At 61.6% G+C, this 16,220-nt stretch carries 18 protein-coding genes; 7 read left to right on the top strand and 11 right to left on the bottom strand.

From position 1 onward, the window contains the following. Positions 1–18: 18 nt before the first annotated feature. Positions 19–1,389: a metalloprotease PmbA gene (gene pmbA, locus ACYQ47_RS25715; RefSeq protein WP_250465288.1), complete on the bottom strand. Its 1,371-nt coding sequence runs from the start codon at positions 1,387–1,389 to the stop codon at positions 19–21. Positions 1,390–1,609: 220 nt separating this feature from the next. Between pmbA and yjgA the strand changes: the two genes are divergently transcribed. Next, a complete protein-coding gene (yjgA, locus tag ACYQ47_RS25710; protein ID WP_250509327.1) occupies positions 1,610–2,209 on the top strand; it encodes a ribosome biogenesis factor YjgA in 600 nt (199 codons plus the stop codon). Then, the gene (mog, locus tag ACYQ47_RS25705; protein WP_309962712.1) at positions 2,190–2,828 is read left to right on the top strand and encodes a molybdopterin adenylyltransferase; all 639 of its coding nucleotides are present in this window, start codon (positions 2,190–2,192) and stop codon (positions 2,826–2,828) included. The genes yjgA and mog overlap by 20 nt, the downstream gene beginning before the upstream one ends. Here mog and orn read toward each other — a convergent pair. Continuing rightward, complete coding sequence (orn, locus tag ACYQ47_RS25700; RefSeq protein WP_309962710.1) at positions 2,819–3,424, bottom strand: oligoribonuclease; 606 nt, start codon at positions 3,422–3,424, stop codon at positions 2,819–2,821. The genes mog and orn overlap by 10 nt on opposite strands. A gap of 157 nt (positions 3,425–3,581) precedes the next feature. On the opposite strand from orn, the gene ACYQ47_RS25695 reads away from it, so the two are divergent. From ACYQ47_RS25695 to ACYQ47_RS25685, 3 genes are read left to right on the top strand one after another with little or no spacing between them, the layout of a single operon-like run. Next, positions 3,582–4,850, top strand: a complete 1,269-nt coding sequence (locus ACYQ47_RS25695; RefSeq protein WP_459907555.1) for a M48 family metallopeptidase — start codon at positions 3,582–3,584, stop codon at positions 4,848–4,850. After that, entirely contained in the window at positions 4,847–5,803 is a 957-nt protein-coding gene (gene rsgA, locus ACYQ47_RS25690; RefSeq protein WP_459907553.1) for a ribosome small subunit-dependent GTPase A, read from the top strand. Before ACYQ47_RS25695 ends, rsgA begins: the two co-directional genes overlap by 4 nt. Beyond that, positions 5,800–6,123 (top strand): putative signal transducing protein, encoded by a 324-nt coding sequence (locus ACYQ47_RS25685; protein ID WP_244825881.1) that lies wholly within the window; start codon positions 5,800–5,802, stop codon positions 6,121–6,123. Before rsgA ends, ACYQ47_RS25685 begins: the two co-directional genes overlap by 4 nt. 7 nt (positions 6,124–6,130) lie before the next feature. On the opposite strand, the gene ACYQ47_RS25680 is transcribed toward ACYQ47_RS25685, so the two are convergent. The 6 genes from ACYQ47_RS25680 to rpsP form a co-directional block, all read right to left on the bottom strand. Further along, positions 6,131–7,069 carry a CobD/CbiB family protein gene (locus ACYQ47_RS25680; protein ID WP_244825882.1) on the bottom strand — a complete coding sequence of 313 codons (939 nt, stop codon included), beginning with the start codon at positions 7,067–7,069 and terminating at the stop codon, positions 6,131–6,133. A gap of 115 nt (positions 7,070–7,184) precedes the next feature. After that, on the bottom strand, positions 7,185–7,838 hold the full coding sequence (locus tag ACYQ47_RS25675; protein ID WP_309843997.1) for a CoA pyrophosphatase: 654 nt from the start codon (positions 7,836–7,838) through the stop codon (positions 7,185–7,187). Between the two features lie 147 nt (positions 7,839–7,985). Then, entirely contained in the window at positions 7,986–8,378 is a 393-nt protein-coding gene (rplS, locus tag ACYQ47_RS25670; protein ID WP_250465293.1) for a 50S ribosomal protein L19, read from the bottom strand. A gap of 149 nt (positions 8,379–8,527) precedes the next feature. Continuing rightward, entirely contained in the window at positions 8,528–9,298 is a 771-nt protein-coding gene (trmD, locus tag ACYQ47_RS25665) for a tRNA (guanosine(37)-N1)-methyltransferase TrmD (RefSeq protein ID WP_250509331.1), read from the bottom strand. Between the two features lie 36 nt (positions 9,299–9,334). Next, the gene (gene rimM, locus ACYQ47_RS25660) at positions 9,335–10,066 is read right to left on the bottom strand and encodes a ribosome maturation factor RimM (RefSeq protein ID WP_459907549.1); all 732 of its coding nucleotides are present in this window, start codon (positions 10,064–10,066) and stop codon (positions 9,335–9,337) included. Between the two features lie 62 nt (positions 10,067–10,128). Further along, positions 10,129–10,383 carry a 30S ribosomal protein S16 gene (gene rpsP, locus ACYQ47_RS25655; protein ID WP_008342343.1) on the bottom strand — a complete coding sequence of 85 codons (255 nt, stop codon included), beginning with the start codon at positions 10,381–10,383 and terminating at the stop codon, positions 10,129–10,131. A gap of 295 nt (positions 10,384–10,678) precedes the next feature. On the opposite strand from rpsP, the gene ACYQ47_RS25650 reads away from it, so the two are divergent. After that, the gene (locus tag ACYQ47_RS25650) at positions 10,679–11,182 is read left to right on the top strand and encodes a TM2 domain-containing protein (RefSeq protein ID WP_459907546.1); all 504 of its coding nucleotides are present in this window, start codon (positions 10,679–10,681) and stop codon (positions 11,180–11,182) included. A 23-nt stretch (positions 11,183–11,205) separates the two neighbouring features. Here the strand turns inward: ACYQ47_RS25650 and ACYQ47_RS25645 are convergent, their stop codons facing one another. Together ACYQ47_RS25645 and ACYQ47_RS25640 are read right to left on the bottom strand one after the other, a co-directional pair. Next, positions 11,206–12,333, bottom strand: a complete 1,128-nt coding sequence (locus ACYQ47_RS25645) for a PA0069 family radical SAM protein (RefSeq protein WP_459907544.1) — start codon at positions 12,331–12,333, stop codon at positions 11,206–11,208. A gap of 67 nt (positions 12,334–12,400) precedes the next feature. Next, positions 12,401–12,889, bottom strand: a complete 489-nt coding sequence (locus ACYQ47_RS25640; protein WP_250526091.1) for an Lrp/AsnC ligand binding domain-containing protein — start codon at positions 12,887–12,889, stop codon at positions 12,401–12,403. 151 nt (positions 12,890–13,040) lie between these two features. Between ACYQ47_RS25640 and ACYQ47_RS25635 the strand changes: the two genes are divergently transcribed. After that, positions 13,041–14,327, top strand: coding sequence for a D-amino acid dehydrogenase (locus tag ACYQ47_RS25635; RefSeq protein ID WP_459907542.1), 1,287 nt, complete (start codon positions 13,041–13,043; stop codon positions 14,325–14,327). 99 nt (positions 14,328–14,426) lie between these two features. Here the strand turns inward: ACYQ47_RS25635 and ACYQ47_RS25630 are convergent, their stop codons facing one another. Further along, entirely contained in the window at positions 14,427–16,217 is a 1,791-nt protein-coding gene (locus ACYQ47_RS25630) for an acyl-CoA dehydrogenase (RefSeq protein WP_459907540.1), read from the bottom strand. Positions 16,218–16,220: the final 3 nt, after the last annotated feature.

Here is a 16,220-nt window from a genome sequence, read left to right as displayed (position 1 = left end):
TTGAACCACGTCTGAGTTTTACTGCCCCGCGATGGTCATCCGTTCGATCAGCACCGAGCCGATTTCCTTCGTGCCGCGCACGACCGTATCCGCGCCGATCGCCTCGATGTGGCGGAACATTTCCTGAAGCGTGCTCGCGACCGTGATTTCCTCGACCGCGTGCTGAATCTTGCCGTTCTCCACCCAAAAGCCCGACGCACCGCGCGAATAGTCGCCCGTCACGTAGTTCACGCCCTGCCCCATCAGTTCGGTAAGCAAAAGGCCGGTGTCGAGCTTCTTCAGCATGGCCTCGAAGTCGTCTTCCGGTTTCGTATTCGAGCTTGTCATCGTCAAATTATGCGAGCCGCCCGCGTTGCCGGTGGTCTTCATGCCGAGCTTGCGCGCCGAATACGTGGACAGGAAATAGCCCTGCACAACGCCGTCATCCACCACATTGCGACGTTCGGTGCGCACGCCTTCCTCGTCGAACGGCGCGCTGCCCATGCCGCCCTTCACGTGCGGATCTTCGACGATCTGAACGTGCGGCGCGAACACCGGCTTGCCGAGGCTGTCGACGAGAAACGTCGTCTTGCGATACAACGCCCCGCCGCTCACCGCTTGCACGAACGAGCCGAGGATGCCAGCAGCCAGCGGCGCTTCGAACAACACGCGGCACTTGCGCGTGTCGAGGCTCTTCGCGTTCAGACGCGCGAGCGCGCGTTCGGCGGCGTAGCGTCCGACGGCTTCCGGTGCGGCGAGTTCGGTGGCATTGCGGCGCGACGTGTACCAGTCGTCGCGCTGCATGTCGCGTCCGCTCGCGGCAATGGGCGCGCACGCGATGTAATGCCGCGAGTACGGATAGCCCGCGAGGAAGCCGCGCGAGGTCGCGAGCACGAACTGCGAATGCTGCGCCGATACGCTCGCGCCCTCGGAATTGGTCACGCGCTTATCCACCGCGAACGCGGCGGCTTCGGCGCGGCGTGCGAGCTCGGCGGCCTCTTCGGCGTCGATGACCCACGGATGATAAAGATCGAGGTCCTGAGGCGACTTCTCCAGCAAGTCTTCTTCCGCGAGCCCGGCGGCGCTGTCTTCCGCCGTGAAACGCGCGATGTTGTAGGCGGCCGCAACCGTATCGCGCAGTGCTTCGCGCGTGAAGTCCGCGGTGCTCGCATTGCCGCGCTTCTTGCCGATGAAGACGGTCACGCCCACCATCTTGTCCCGGTTGTGCTCGATGGTCTCCACTTCGCCGCGCCGCACGCTTACCGAAAGGCCATCGCCTTCGGAGATTTCGGTGGCGGCATCGGTCGCGCCGAGTTCCTTCGCGTGACGCAGGATGTCGGAGGCAATCTCCTTGAGTTCGTCTTGCGTATGCGGGAAAAAGCGTTGCTTGACGTCCATGTCTGCTGCCATTTTGTGTGTGCCTTAGGAGGTCGGGGGCGCCGCGCGCCCGCGCGTGTCGTTGCAAGAGGATTCCCGCTTTCGTCCGGCCTTTCGATGAAGCAGACGGCGGGGTCGATTCGATCGACGCATGCTGCGATCATAGCAAGGACCGCGCACCCGCACCGCATGCACGATGCATCGCTTGGCGGGCGCGAGCCGAGCGCTGCGACGCGCAAGCTACAATATCGCCATGAACCGTAAAACCCGCATTCAACCGATCGAAGCCGAGCCGGAAGTCGACGAAAACGGCTACGATCGCCCGAGCAAATCCCAGCTCAAGCGCGACATGCACGCGCTGCAGGAACTGGGCGAGGCGCTGATCGCGCTGCCGAAAGACGCGCTCAAGCGCATGCCCATGCCTGAGAAGCTGAACGACGCCGTGCGCGAAGCGCGTCGTATCACCGATCACGAAGGCAAGCGCCGTCAGGTGCAATACGTCGGGCGCGTCATGCGCACGCTGCTCGAAGACGAAGTCGCCGCGCTGCGCACCGCGCTCGACACGCATCGTGGCGTGAACAAGGCGGAGACCGCGCGCCTGCACTGGATCGAACGCTCGCGCGACAAGCTGCTCGCAAATGACGCCGCGCTGACCGATTTCATCCGCGAGCATCCGGGCGTGGACGCGCAGGAAGGCCGCACGCTGATCCGCAATACGCGCAAGGAGCGCGAGCTGCAAAAGCCGCCGCGCTATTACCGCGAATTGTTCCAGTGGATCAAGAACGCAGCGGGCGTGGAACAGGAAGACGAGAGCGACAGCGACGAGGAAAACCGTGACGACGACGAAGCGTAATCATCCGGACGAGTTGCTCGTCGGACTGGTTTCGATCAGCGATCGCGCCTCGCAAGGCGTGTACGAGGACAAAGGCGTGCCGTCGCTCGAAGCATGGCTCGGAGAAGCGCTGAGCTCACCCTGGCGCGCGCAAACGCGGCTGATTCACGACGATGCCGCCACCATCTCGGCCACGCTCATCGAACTGGTCGACACACACGGTTGCGATCTCGTGCTGACCACGGGCGGCACCGGCCCCTCGCGCCGCGACGTGACGCCGGAAGCGACGCTCGCCGTCGCCACCAAGCCGATGCCAGGCTTTGGCGAACAGATGCGCCAGATCAGCCTGAACTTCGTGCCGACCGCCATTCTCTCGCGTCAGGTTGCCGTGATTCGTGAGACGGAGGATCACGCCGCGCTCATCATCAATTTGCCGGGGCAGCCGAAGTCGATCAGGGAAACGCTCGAAGGCCTGAAGGACGCCGACGGCAAGACGCGCGTGCCGGGTATCTTCGCGGCAGTGCCGTATTGCATCGATCTGATCGGCGGGCCTTACATCGAAACTAAACCGGAAGCGGTTGCCGCGTTCCGGCCTAAGAGCGCCATTCGAAAGTCAGGCGCTTCCAAACCTCAAACCTGAGCCGACGATGCCGACGCCGCGGGAATCAGGAAGTGCTCGCGGTAGTACTTGAGTTCGTCGATGGACTCGTGGATATCGGCGAGCGCCGTGTGCATCGCGCGCTTCTGAAAGCCCTTGTAGATGGCTGGCTGCCAGCGGCGGCACAGTTCCTTGAGCGTGCTCACGTCCAGATTGCGATAGTGAAAGAACGTCTCCAGTTCCGGCATCCAGCGCGCCATGAAGCGGCGGTCCTGGCAAATGGAATTGCCGCACATCGGCGACTTGCCGGGCGGCACGTACTGACCGAGGAATTCACGAATCTGACGGGTGGCTTCCGCTTCATCCACCGTCGATGCCTTCACGCGTTCCGTCAGCCCCGAGCGGCCATGCGTATTGCGATTCCACTCGTCCATGCGGCCAAGTGCTTCTTCCGACTGATGGATCGCAAACACCGGCCCTTCCACCAGCTTGTCGAGCGTCGAATTCGTCACGACCACCGCGATCTCGATGATGCGATCATTGTCGGGATCGAGCCCGGTCATCTCCATGTCGAGCCACACAAGATTCATGTCGCTGCGCGCGAGGACGGGTTCGGGTTGGTCGAGAGAATCGGTCATGGAAAGTACCTGGAAGAGGTTCGAGTAACGCTGATGTTAGTGTCTTGAGGCGCATGAAGCCCAGTCGCCGCGCGGGCTTTTCGGCAACCACGCGTTGTGGCAACGCGAGCACGGCCTAGAACCTATAATTCTCGCATAGTTCAATCGGAAGCCCTGCATGGCCAACCTCACACTCGCTTTTTCGACGATCTTCGTCGTCGCCCTCGTTGCGATGGTTTCAACGAAGCTCTGGCTGGCCTCGCGCCAGATTCGCTACGTCGCGGCGCATCGCAACGGCGTGCCGCCGCAGTTCACCGGCACGATCCCGTTGACGGCGCACCAGCGCGCGGCGGACTACACCGTCGAGCGCACGCGCCTCACGATAATCGAAGTCGTCACCAGCGCCATCGTGCTGGTCGCGCTGACCTTGCTCGGTGGCTTGCAGGCACTCGATATCGCCATTACGGAGTCGCTCGGGCGCGGCTATCTCGGACAGATCGCGCTGGTCGCGGCGGTCATCGCAATTACGAGTCTCATCGACCTGCCGTTCGACTATATCCGCCATTTCGTGATCGAGGAAAAGTTCGGCTTCAATCGTATGTCGAAGAAACTGTTTTTTCTCGATCTCGTGAAGGGCACGGTGCTGGGCGCAATCATCGGTGCGCCGCTTCTGCTGCTCGTGCTCTGGATGATGGATCGCGCCGGCAGCTACTGGTGGCTCTACACGTGGATCGTCTGGGTTGCGTTCCAGTTGCTCGCGATGATCATCTATCCCACTTTCATCGCGCCGCTTTTCAACAAGTTCGAGCCGCTCAAGGATGAGGCGCTGCGGGCTCGTATCGAGAATCTGATGTCGCGCACCGGCTTTGCGGCAAAGGGCTTGTTCGTCATGGACGGCAGCCGCCGTTCCGCGCACGGCAACGCGTATTTCACGGGCTTCGGCGCGGCGAAGCGCATCGTCTTCTTCGATACCCTGCTTGCGCGCCTTTCCGGCAGCGAGATCGAAGCCGTGCTCGCGCACGAACTCGGCCACTTCAAGCGCCGTCACGTGCTCAAGCTGTTGGTCGTGATGTTCGCCATCAGCCTCGCCATGCTCGCGCTCCTCGGCTGGCTCGTGCAGACCGTGTGGTTCTACGAAGGCCTCGGCGTGCATCCGTCGCTCGTCGGCGGCAACAACGGACTTGCGCTCGTCCTGTTCATGCTCGTGCTGCCGGTGTTCATGTTCTTCATCACGCCGCTCGGCAGCCTGAGCTCGCGCAAACACGAATTCGAAGCCGATGCCTTCGCGGCCAGCCAGACCGATCCGAAGGATCTCGTCAACGCACTCGTCAAACTGTACGAAGACAACGCGTCCACGCTCACGCCCGATCCGCTCTACACCGCGTTTTATTACTCGCATCCGCCCGCTTCGCAGCGCATCGACCGCTTGATGCAACACGCCGCATGACGGCGCGTGGCGTGTCATCGGGCCGCGGCGCGCGTCAGAGCGGCGCGGCTTCCGCGGAGGCCCGACTGGAAGGCACCGTGATCGCCGCGCACGGCCGGCACTATCTCGTCGCGCCGCACGACGGCGGCGCGAAGCTGCAATGCTTCCCGCGCGGCAAAAAGAGCGAAGTCGCCGTTGGCGATCGCGTGATCTACGAGCAGTCTTCGGCGGATCAGGGCGTGATCGTCGAAATCGGCGAGCGGCGCAACCTGCTTTACCGGTCCGATCAGTTCAAGTCGAAGCTCTTCGCGGCGAACCTCGATCAACTGCTGATCGTGCTCGCCACCGAGCCGCATTTCAGCGAAGACCTGCTCGGGCGTGCGCTGATCGCCGCCGAGGCGCACGGGCTCGAAGCGCTCATCGTGCTCAACAAGATCGACGTGGAAAGCGCGTTGCCCCTGGCGCGCGAGCGACTTGCGCCCTATCGCGCGCTGGGCTATACGGTGATCGAACTGTCCGCGAAGATGGCACCCGGCGAAGTGCATCCGCAACTGGATGAGCGCCTGAAAGATCGCTCGACGATCTTGCTCGGCCAGTCGGGCATGGGCAAATCGACGCTCGTGAATCTGCTCATCCCCGACGCCGACGCCGCCACGCGCGAGATTTCGTCGGCGCTCAACAGCGGCCGGCATACCACCACCTTCACGCGTCTGTACGAATTGCCAGGCGGCGGCTCGCTCATCGATTCGCCTGGCTTTCAGGAGTTCGGCCTGCATCACTTGTCCGAAGGTCAACTGGAACGCGCCTTCGCTGACTTTCGGCCGTATCTAGGGCATTGCCGCTTCTACAACTGCCATCATCTGCAGGAGCCGGGCTGCGCTGTACTCGAAGCGGTCGAAGCCGGCAAAATTCGGCCGGCGCGGCATGCGCTTTATGCGCAGCTCGTCCACGAAGCAAGCCAGATCGTTCGATGAAACGGCTTACGCGCGCACCGAACCTCATCACGGCGCAACACTGGATGAACGTGCTCGCGACCGCAGGTGTGCCTTGCGAGTTACACAATCGGTATTTGAACGGCGCGCTGGGTGACATTCCGGCGGATCAATGCGCGCCGGAAATCTGGATCGTCGATGAACGCGACGAAGCGCTGGCCACTCGCCTTCTGGAGCGTGCGAAGCGCGGACCGGAAGCGAATGCCCGGCCCTGGCGATGCCGTCAGTGCGGCGAATGGCTCGAAGCGCAGTTCACCGTGTGCTGGCAGTGCCAGACGGACCGCGACCCGCTGGACGATTGACGCCTTGCTATGCCAGCCAGACGGCAATGGTCAGCATGAGCAGGATCAACATCCACAAGATCACCGCGCGCCACACCAAGCCAACCGCCGATTGGAGCGTGCGTGGCGTGCAGTCGTCACCGACGGGCAGCGGGCTTGCATCGCCCACGGCGAGCGCCTCGACGCTCAGCGGTTCGGCGAGCGGTCCTGCGAGACGCGCGCCCAACGCGCCGCTGCCGGCCGCGAGCAATACGCCTTCGTTCGGGTCCGGCCACTGACGCGCGTGATTGCGCCACGCGTAGATCGCATCCTCGAAATTGCCGACGATTGCGAAGCCGAGCGCGGTGAGCCGCGTAGGAATCCAGTCGATCACGAAAAACGCACGCTGCGCGAACGATGAGAACGCTGCGGTCCGTTCGGGATTCGGCTCCGTCCACGCACGCGCCAGATACTCAGCGATCCGATAAAACACCGCGCCAGCCGGCCCGATGGGAATCAGAAACCAGAAGAACACGCCGAACACATGCCGATGCGACGCGATTACCGCGTGCACGAGCGTGTGGCGCACGATCTCGCTTACCGGCATGTCGACGGTATCGAGACCGGTCCACTCCGTGAGCACCTCGCGGGCGCGCGGCACGTCGTCGTTATTGAGCGCGAGATGGATATCGGTGAAATAGTGGCTGAACTGACGAAAGCCGAGCGTGAAGTACACGATCACCACGTTCCAGAAAAACGCCAGAACGAAGTTGATCCGATACAACACGTAATAGATGAGCCCGACCACGAGCGTCCACGGCAACACAACCACCAGCCACGCGACGATGCCGTGCTTTTCCTTGCCCGCGTCGAAGCCATGGGCGGTGCTTTCCGCATGATACTGAAGCAACGCCGAGATCGGATTGTGCGGCGATAACGCACGCACCTGCTCGAGGATAAGAGCCAGCAATACAGAGAAAAAAGTCATGCGGTGCGCCGAAACGGTCGGAGTAGTTCGAGTTTCGCGTAACGATAGCACAGCGTTCGATGCGTTCAGACGCGCTGACCAATCGCAAGGTCGCGTAACGTCGCACGTCGACGCGTCAGGCGGCGAGGAAGCGGTAGAAATTGCGCAACATGCCAGCCGTTGCACCCCAGATGAAATACGGAGCCGTCTTTTCATCGGGTTTGTAAGGCATGGCAAAAAAACGACGCTCGCCACCTTCCCATTGGAAAACGCGCACTTCGTGGTTTGCCGAGTCCATCAGAAACGCGAGCGGCACTTCGAAGATATCGGCGACTTCGCTCGTATCGGCTTTGAGCGCGAACGGCGGATAGACCAAGGCAACGACAGGCGTCACGCGAAATCCGGTGCCCGTCAGATAGTCCGGCAGCGCGCCGACCACTTCGCAATGCTCCGCGCCCAAGCCGACTTCCTCGCGTGCTTCGCGTAGCGCGGTGGCGGCGGCATCGGCGTCCTCGGGTTCCTGACGGCCGCCGGGAAAGCTGATTTGTCCCGCGTGGTCGGAAAGATGGTCGGCCCGCTGTGTCAGGAGCACGGTCAGACCGCCTTCACGCACGACGAGCGGCACGAGAACAGAAGCCACGCGCGGATCGCCGCCGATGGCCTTGATGCGCTGTTCGGGCGCTTCCTGCGTCCATTCGAGCGTCTGTGCGAAACGCGCTCGCAGTCCTTCGGGCGTGAGGCGCTCGGGTGGTATGGCGGGAAGCGCGGCGCCCGTCGAGAGGACGGGCATTCGTTCAGGTTCGAGAATGCGGGGAGTCGAAGTCTTGCCGGTGGACACGGGTCGAAAGCCAGGATGTCGAAGATTCAATTTGAACACACCAAAGAAAAAAGCACCCGCGAGGGTGCTTTTTCAGTACGGCGCCTGGACGCTGAGTCTTTACTCTGCAGCGGCTGCGGCGGTACGGTCCTTCGTAAACAGCTTTTCCTTGATACGTGCCGACTTCCCCGAGCGCTCGCGCAGGTAGTACAGCTTCGCACGACGGACGTCGCCGCGACGCTTCACGACGATGCTCGCCAGCAGCGGCGAGTAGGTCTGGAACGTACGCTCAACGCCTTCGCCCGAGGAAATCTTGCGGACGATGAAGTTCGAGTTCAGGCCACGATTACGCTTGGCGATCACGACGCCTTCGTAAGCCTGCACGCGCTTGCGCGTACCTTCGACGACGTTCACGTTGACGATGACCGTGTCGCCCGGACCGAAGTCGGGGATCGATTTCTCGCCCAAAACGCGCGCGATCTCTTCCTTCTCGAGTTGCTCAATCAGATTCATTACTGACTCCTTGTGCCATCTTGCCGGAGTTGTGTGCCTAGATTTCGCTTGCGCGATTTCGTTGATAAGGCCCCGGTAGAGGATGGGTTCACTTCTGGCGCCGAGGTTGAATTCAGCGCCCCCATTTGCCCCGCTCGTCGGCTCGAAGTCTATTCGGACTTCGACGCCGTCTTCGCGAGATCTGCGAGCCATGCCTCGTCGGCACGGCTCAACATCTTGCTTTTGCGCGCCCGGTGAATCAGATCGGGCCGCTTCGTGAATGTGTTGCGTAATGCTTCGCGCCTGCGCCAGGCGTCGATTTCCTTGTGATGGCCGCCGAGCAGCACATCGGGAACGCGCGCGCCTTCGTATTCTTCCGGACGCGTGTAATGCGGACAATCCAGAAGTACGTCGACGAAACTGTCCTGCACCGCCGATTGCGCGTCATTCAGCACGCCGGGCAACTGGCGCACGACGGCGTCCATCAACGCCATGGCGGGCAATTCGCCGCCTGACAGCACGAAGTCGCCGAGGCTTATTTCTTCGTCTACTTCACGATCGATCAGACGCTGGTCGATTGCTTCGTAACGACCGCACAACAGCACGAGGCCCGGCTCGGCGGCCATGCGCATCACGCGTTCGTGATCGAGCTTGGCGCCTTGCGGCGACATCATCACGACGCGCGTCGTCGCGATGCCTTGCTCGCGCTGCGCGGTTTTCGCGGCCGCGATCGCGTCTTCTAGCGGACGTGCCAGCATGACCATGCCGGGGCCGCCGCCGTACGGGCGATCGTCGACGGTGCGGTAATTGTCCGTGGTGAAGTCGCGCGGATTCCACGTACGCAAACCGAACCGCTCCTGCTTCACTGCCCGGCTGGTGATGCCCCAGTCGGTCAGCGCGCGGAACATTTCGGGAAAGAGCGTTACGACATCGAACTGCATCGCTCTCTCCGTAACTTGCCGATGACGAGCACCGGGTTAATAGTCGGCGTCCCAGTCGACGATGATGCGTTTCGCCGCCCGATCCACCGTCTTCACATACACACCGACGAACGGAATGAGCCGCTCTTCGGTGACGGGCTTGCCATCCTTGTCGGTACTCGGATACTCGATCCGCAGAATGGAATGCGCGCCGTTGTCGATCATGTCGGCGACACGGCCAAGCGCCACGCCCGCTTCGTTTTCGACATCGAGGCCGATCAGATCGACCCAGTAGAACTCGTCTTCGTCGTCGAGCTTCGGGAAGTCGCTGCGAGCGATGTAGACCGCGTGACCCTTCAGCAACAATGCGGCGTCGCGATCGTCACAGCCTGACAGGCGCGCGACGATGGTATCCGCGTGCACTTTCGACTGAACACAACGCGCGGACTTGAACTCGCGGCCTTTGACGAGCCACCAGTTCTTCGCACCGAGGAGCGCGTCGCCGCCCAGCTTGCCGTTGGCGTGCGGAACGATCTTGATCCAGCCCTTCAGACCGTAGGCATCGGCGATAAAACCGATTTCCACCGCGTCTTCCGGGAGACCATCTACCGACTCGCCCCCCGCCGATGCTTCCTGCGCTTTGCCTTCGCCCGAAGCGTCCGCCGTCACGCGACGCGCGCCGGGTTTCCGGACGAACGCGCCAAACGTGCTGGCATTTTCTTCTTGCTTCGGCTTCGGCCGACTGACATTGCCAGCGACGTTGCCGGATTCAGAATCACGCGCGGGCATCAGCAGACCTTGAAGCGGAATACCTTGAACGACTGAACTTCAGTCGACAAACTAACCAGCACTTAAGCAGCCGGTTGAGCTTGCTGAGCTTGCTTGACCAGACGCTCGACGGTCGGCGACAGTTGCGCGCCAACGCCTTGCCAGTAGGTCAGACGATCTTGAGCGATACGCAGCGATTCGCCCTTGGTCGCGACCGGGTTGTAGAAACCAACGCGCTCGATGAAGCGGCCGTCACGGCGGCTACGCGAATCGGTTGCGACGATGTTGTAAAACGGGCGCTTCTTCGAGCCGCCACGAGCCAAGCGGATGATGACCATGCTGAAATCCTTGAAAACCGGGGTTCGGAACTACCAGAACACGCGATTATAGCGGAAACCGACGCTCCAACAAACACTTAACGTGATTATTGCGCGCAGTTCGGGTTTGGAACGCTTCAAACGGCGCGCCGCAAGGACAAAAGCCCCGCAGCGGCCAGTGCGGCATTGTGCCAGTGTGTGACCGCCGAAGCGAGCAGCGTAAGATGTCGGATTCTCGCCTGGCGCAATCAGAGCAATCCGCGATAAGACGGCGCGCGCGCCACTATTTTCACCACTGATACCACCGCTTTCGCTGATGACTTCTTCGTCCGTCGCTACCGAGACCGGCCCGAAACCGGCCGGCAACCAGAACTGCCCGTACTTCCGCTCGAAGACGCTCACGGCGGCGCTCGCGTTTTTTTTCGGCAGTATCGGACTGCACCGTTTCTATCTGTATGGAATGCGCGACAAATGGGGCTGGGCGTATATCGTCGGCATCGTGTTGGGCGCGGTGGGTTATCTGTTGCTCGCGGCGACGGAGCGGACTTCGATTCTGGGCTGGGTGCTGGCGTTTCCCGGCGCGGTATCGCTGCTGGCGGCGTTTCTTTCCGCGATCGTCTACGGTCTTCGACCCGACGCCAAGTGGGACGCGCAATTCAACGCGCATACCAACCGGCAAAGCGATTCGGGCTGGACGGTCATCTTCATCGTTATTTTTTCATTGCTGTTCGGCGCGTTCTTGCTGATGACCGGCCTCGCGCTGACGTTCCAGACTTATTTCGAAAGCCAGGTGGAAGCTGCGAAGACACTGTCGCAGTAGGCGATAGACGACGATCGCAGGCGTTAGAACAAGTCGAGCTGGCCTTTGTCTGGCACCGGTTTGACGAACGCCGGCGGCTTGAAGTCCGACATGTCGAGAATGCCGCGCTGCCGGGCGTTCAATCCCAGACGCTTGGTTGCTTGTTGAAAGCGCTGCTTCAGCATGTCCGCCCATAATCCTTCGCCCTTCATGCGTTTGGCAAAGTCCGCGTCGTAGTCCTTGCCGCCGCGCATGTCGCGTACGCGGCTTATCACGCGGTCGGCACGATCGGGAAAATGCGCCGCGAGCCAATCCTTGAAAAGCGGCGCCACTTCCCATGGCAGGCGCAACACGATGTAGCTGGCGGTCTTCGCGCCCGCTTCCGCACACGCTTCGAGCACCCGCTCCAGATCCGGCTCCGTGACGAACGGAATTACCGGCGCGATACTCACACCCACCGGAATGCCCGCCTCGGCGAGCGTGCGGATCGTGCGCAGACGCCGCGCGGGGGTGGCCGCGCGCGGTTCGAGCGTGCGGGCGATGTCTGCATCGAGCGTAGTCACGGTGATGGCCGCCATGACCTGCCCGCGCTCCGCCATGGGCGCCAGCAAATCGATATCGCGTTCGATCAGCGATGACTTCGTGATCGCCGCGAACGGATGACCGCAATCGTGCAGCACCTGGATGACGCTGCGCGTGATCTTGAGATCGCGCTCGACGGGCTGATAGGCGTCCGTATTCACGCCGAGCGCAATGGATTCCGGCTCGTACTTCGGCTTGCCGATCTCGCGCCTGAGAAGTTCGGCGGCGTTGACCTTGGCGTAAAGGCGGCTTTCGAAATCGAGTCCCGGCGACAGGCCAAGATAACTATGCGTCGGACGCGCGAAGCAATAGATACAGCCGTGCTCGCACCCGCGATACGGATTGAGCGACACGCTAAACGGTATGTCGGGCGAATTGTTGTGCGTCAGAATGCTCTTTGCGCGTTCTTCGAACACTTGTGTGCGAAGCGGCGGCGCGCCCTCGTCGTCACCGTCCGTTTCGTGTAGCCAGCCGTCGTCCACGCGTTCGCGCGCGTCTTTCTCGTAGCGTCCCTGCATGTTCGTCACCGCGCCGCGCCCTTTCAGCGGCGCGGGCGGCGCGACAGGAAATTCACGGTCGGGTGTCGGCATTACGATGAGCGCAGCAGAAATGTACTGTACAAATATACAGTATTGACACGTCATCGCAAGCAGAAAATCACACGTCCACCGGGATCATCAGCGTTTCCTTGATCTCCTCCATTACCACATAACTTTTCGACTGCACCGCGCCCGGCAGTTGTAGAAGGATGTCGCCAAGAAGCTTGCGGTAGTCGGCCATTTCGCCAATCCGCGCCTTGATCAGATAGTCGAAATCGCCGGAAACGAGGTGGCATTCGAGCACTTCCGGAATGCGCTGCACCTCGCGGCGAAACTGCTCGAACATATTGCCGCTCTTGTGATCCAGCGTGATCTCGACGAACACCAGCAGCGCCGCGCCGAGCTGAGTCGGATTAACACGCGCGTAATAGCCCGTGATCACGGCGTCCCGTTCCATGCGCTTCACCCTTTCGATACAAGGCGTGACGGACAGCCCGACGCGCTCCGCAAGGTCCTTCATCGCGATGCGGCCATCCGCTTGAAGAATATTCAGGATCTTGTGATCGAGCTTATCGAGCGCACGAACCGGATTTCGCTGTGTTCTCATGCGTTTTTCCTGAAAATCCGCCAAATACATTAACTAAAACTATATCGACATCAATAGTATAGGCGATAACACTACACAAACTTCCGTCCGCGGCTCAGTTCCACTTCTTGCGCGCAAACGGGCAGTTTCATCGAATCCTGATGGAGAACTCATGCGTATCGTTATTCTCGGAAGCGGCGTCGTCGGCGTGACCAGTGCTTATTATCTGGCGCGGGCGGGTCACGAAGTCACGGTCATCGACCGCGAAGCCGGCCCCGCGCTCGAAACGAGTTTCGCCAACGCCGGGCAAATTTCGCCGGGCTACGCGTCGCCGTGGGCCGCGCCGGGCGTGCCGCTCAAGGCCGTCAAATGGATGTTCGAAAAGCACGCGCCGCTTGCCATTCGTCTCGACGGCACGATGACTCAACTTCAATGGATGTGGCAAATGCTGCGTAACTGCACGCAAGATCGCTACATGGTCAACAAGGGCCGCATGGTGCGCCTTGCCGAATACAGCCGCGATTGCCTGCAAGCCTTGCGCGCGGATACAGGCATTCACTACGAAGGCCGCACCGGCGGCACGCTGCAACTCTTCCGCACGCAGGCGCAACTGGACGGCGCGGCGAAAGACATCGCGGTGTTGAAAGACGCGAACGTTCCGTTCGAATTGCTCTCGTCGGCCGAACTCGCGAAGGCAGAACCGGCGCTCGCAGCGGTATCGCACAAACTGACGGGCGGCTTGCGCCTGCCGAACGACGAAACCGGCGATTGCCAGATGTTCACCACGCGCCTCGCCGCCATGGCTGAAGCGTTGGGCGTCAAGTTCCGCTACAACACGCCAATCGACGCACTTGCCATGAGCCAGGGCCGGATTGCCGGCGTGCAATGCGGCAAGGAACTCGTGACAGGTGACTCCTACGTCGTCGCGCTCGGTTCATATTCGCCGAAGTTGCTCGGCGATCTCGTCAAGATTCCGGTTTATCCGCTCAAGGGTTATTCGCTCACCGCGCCCATTGTCGATGCGGCCCGCGCGCCCGTTTCGACCGTGCTCGACGAGACGTACAAGATCGCGATCACGCGTTTCGACGACCGCATTCGCGTGGGCGGCATGGCGGAGATCGTCGGCTACGACAAGTCGTTGAAGCAGGCGCGCCGCGAGACGCTGGAAATGTGCGTGAACGACCTGTTCCCCGGCGGTGGCGATACGGCCAGCGCCAAGTTCTGGACTGGCCTGCGCCCAATGACGCCGGACGGCACGCCGATCGTTGGCCGCACGCCGGTGCCGAATCTGTATCTGAATACCGGACACGGCACGCTCGGCTGGACGATGTCGTGCGGCTCCGGCCAATTGCTCGCCGACGTGATGTCCGGCAAGCAACCCGCGATTCGGGCGGACGATTTGTCGGTGCATCGTTATATGGGCGAAGTCGGTGTGAAGACGCGTCCCGCTTATGCTTGAGAAGGCAATCACGCACGAAGAAAACCCCACGTTGCGAACGACGTGGGGTTTTTTCATGCGCGGGCGTCGGCTCGCGTTCGATGAGCTTCGGCGCTCACATCAAAACTGATCCTCGCTCAACGCGAGCACGCCTTCGCTCCCATTCGCGCTGACAATCGATGCCTCGATGCCCGGCGCCTGCGACAGAATGTGTTCCGCGTAAAACTGAGCCGTCGCGATTTTCGCCGAATAGAAGCGCTTGTCCTCGCCGCGCTTTTTTTGCGCGGTGAGCATCGCACGCGCCATCTGCCAACCGCACAGCACGATTCCCGCTAGCCGCAAATACGGCACGCTGCCCGCAAACACCGCGTTCGGATCGCTCCTGAATTTTGCGACGATAAACTCGACCGAGCGCGCGAGCGACAAGCTCCCCGCGCTCAAGTGCCGATGCATCGACATGAACGCCTGGCCCTCCGTATCCGCAAGAGCAGCGATGGTCTGATCGATCTGCGCGAGCAACGCCTGCGCCGTCGCGCCGCCGTCGCGCACCGTCTTGCGGCCGATCAGGTCGTTGGCCTGAATAGCCGTCGTACCTTCGTAAATCGGCAGAATGCGTGCATCGCGATAATGCTGCGCGGCGCCCGTTTCCTCGATGAATCCCATGCCGCCATGCACCTGCACGCCGAGGCTCGCCACGTCCACCGACATCTCCGTGCTGAATCCCTTGATGATCGGCACGAGATATTCGTAGATCGACTGATGGCTCTTGCGCGTTTTTTCATCGGGATGACCATGCGCGAGATCGCTGTGCGACGCGGCGACATACGCCAGCGCGCGGGCGCCTTCGGTATAAGCGCGCATGGTGAAGAGCATGCGGCGCACGTCGGGATGATGAATGATGGTCACTGGCTCTTTCGATGAGCCATCGACCGGACGGCTTTGCACGCGGTCCTTCGCATACGCGACCGCCTGCTGATACGCCCGCTCCGCAACCGCGATGCCCTGCATGCCAACGGCAAAACGCGCGGCGTTCATCATGATGAACATGTATTCGAGCCCGCGATTCTCTTCGCCGATCAGATGCCCGACCGCGCCGCCGTGATCGCCGAATTGCAGCACGGCCGTGGGACTCGCCTTGATGCCGAGCTTGTGCTCGATCGACACGCAATGCACGTCGTTGCGCGCGCCCGTCGAGCCGTCCTCGTTGACGAGGAACTTCGGCACGATGAATAGCGAGATGCCCTTCACGCCTTCGGGCGCGTCAGGCGTGCGCGCCAACACGAGATGGACGATGTTCTTCGCCATGTCGTGCTCGCCGTAGGTGATGAAAATCTTCGTGCCGAACAGCTTGAAGGAACCGTCGCCCTGCGGCTCGGCGCGCGTGCGTACCAGCGCGAGATCGGAGCCGGCTTGCGGCTCGGTGAGGTTCATCGTGCCGGTCCATTCTCCGGAAATGAACTTCGGCAGATAGCGGGCTTTTTGTGCGTCGTTGCCTGCGGTGAGCAGCGCTTCGATTGCGCCATCGGTCAGCAAGGGACACAGCGCGAACGAAAGGCTCGCTGAGTTGAGCATCTCGATGCACGGCGTGGCGATGAGCTTCGGCAGGTTCTGTCCGCCGAACTCCTCGGGATGCACGACGCCTTGCCAGCCGCCCTCGCCGAATTGACGGAACGCTTCCTTGAAACCGGGCGTGGTCGTGACTTCGCCATTTGCCCACGCGCTCGGATTGCGGTCGCCTTCGACGTTGAGCGGCGCGACGACCTCGCCGCAAAAGCGCGCGGCTTCATCGACGACGGCTTGCGCGGTATCGAAGCTGCCGTCTTCGTGGCCTGGCAAAGCGGCGATGCCGTCGATACCGGCCAGTTCCTTGATGACGAACAGCATGTCCTTGACGGGGGCGTGATAGCTCATCGT

Source organism: Caballeronia sp. HLA56 (assembly GCF_054655155.1).
Note: the sequence above shows the minus strand (reverse complement) of the source record. Positions and strands in the feature narration are given on the sequence as shown.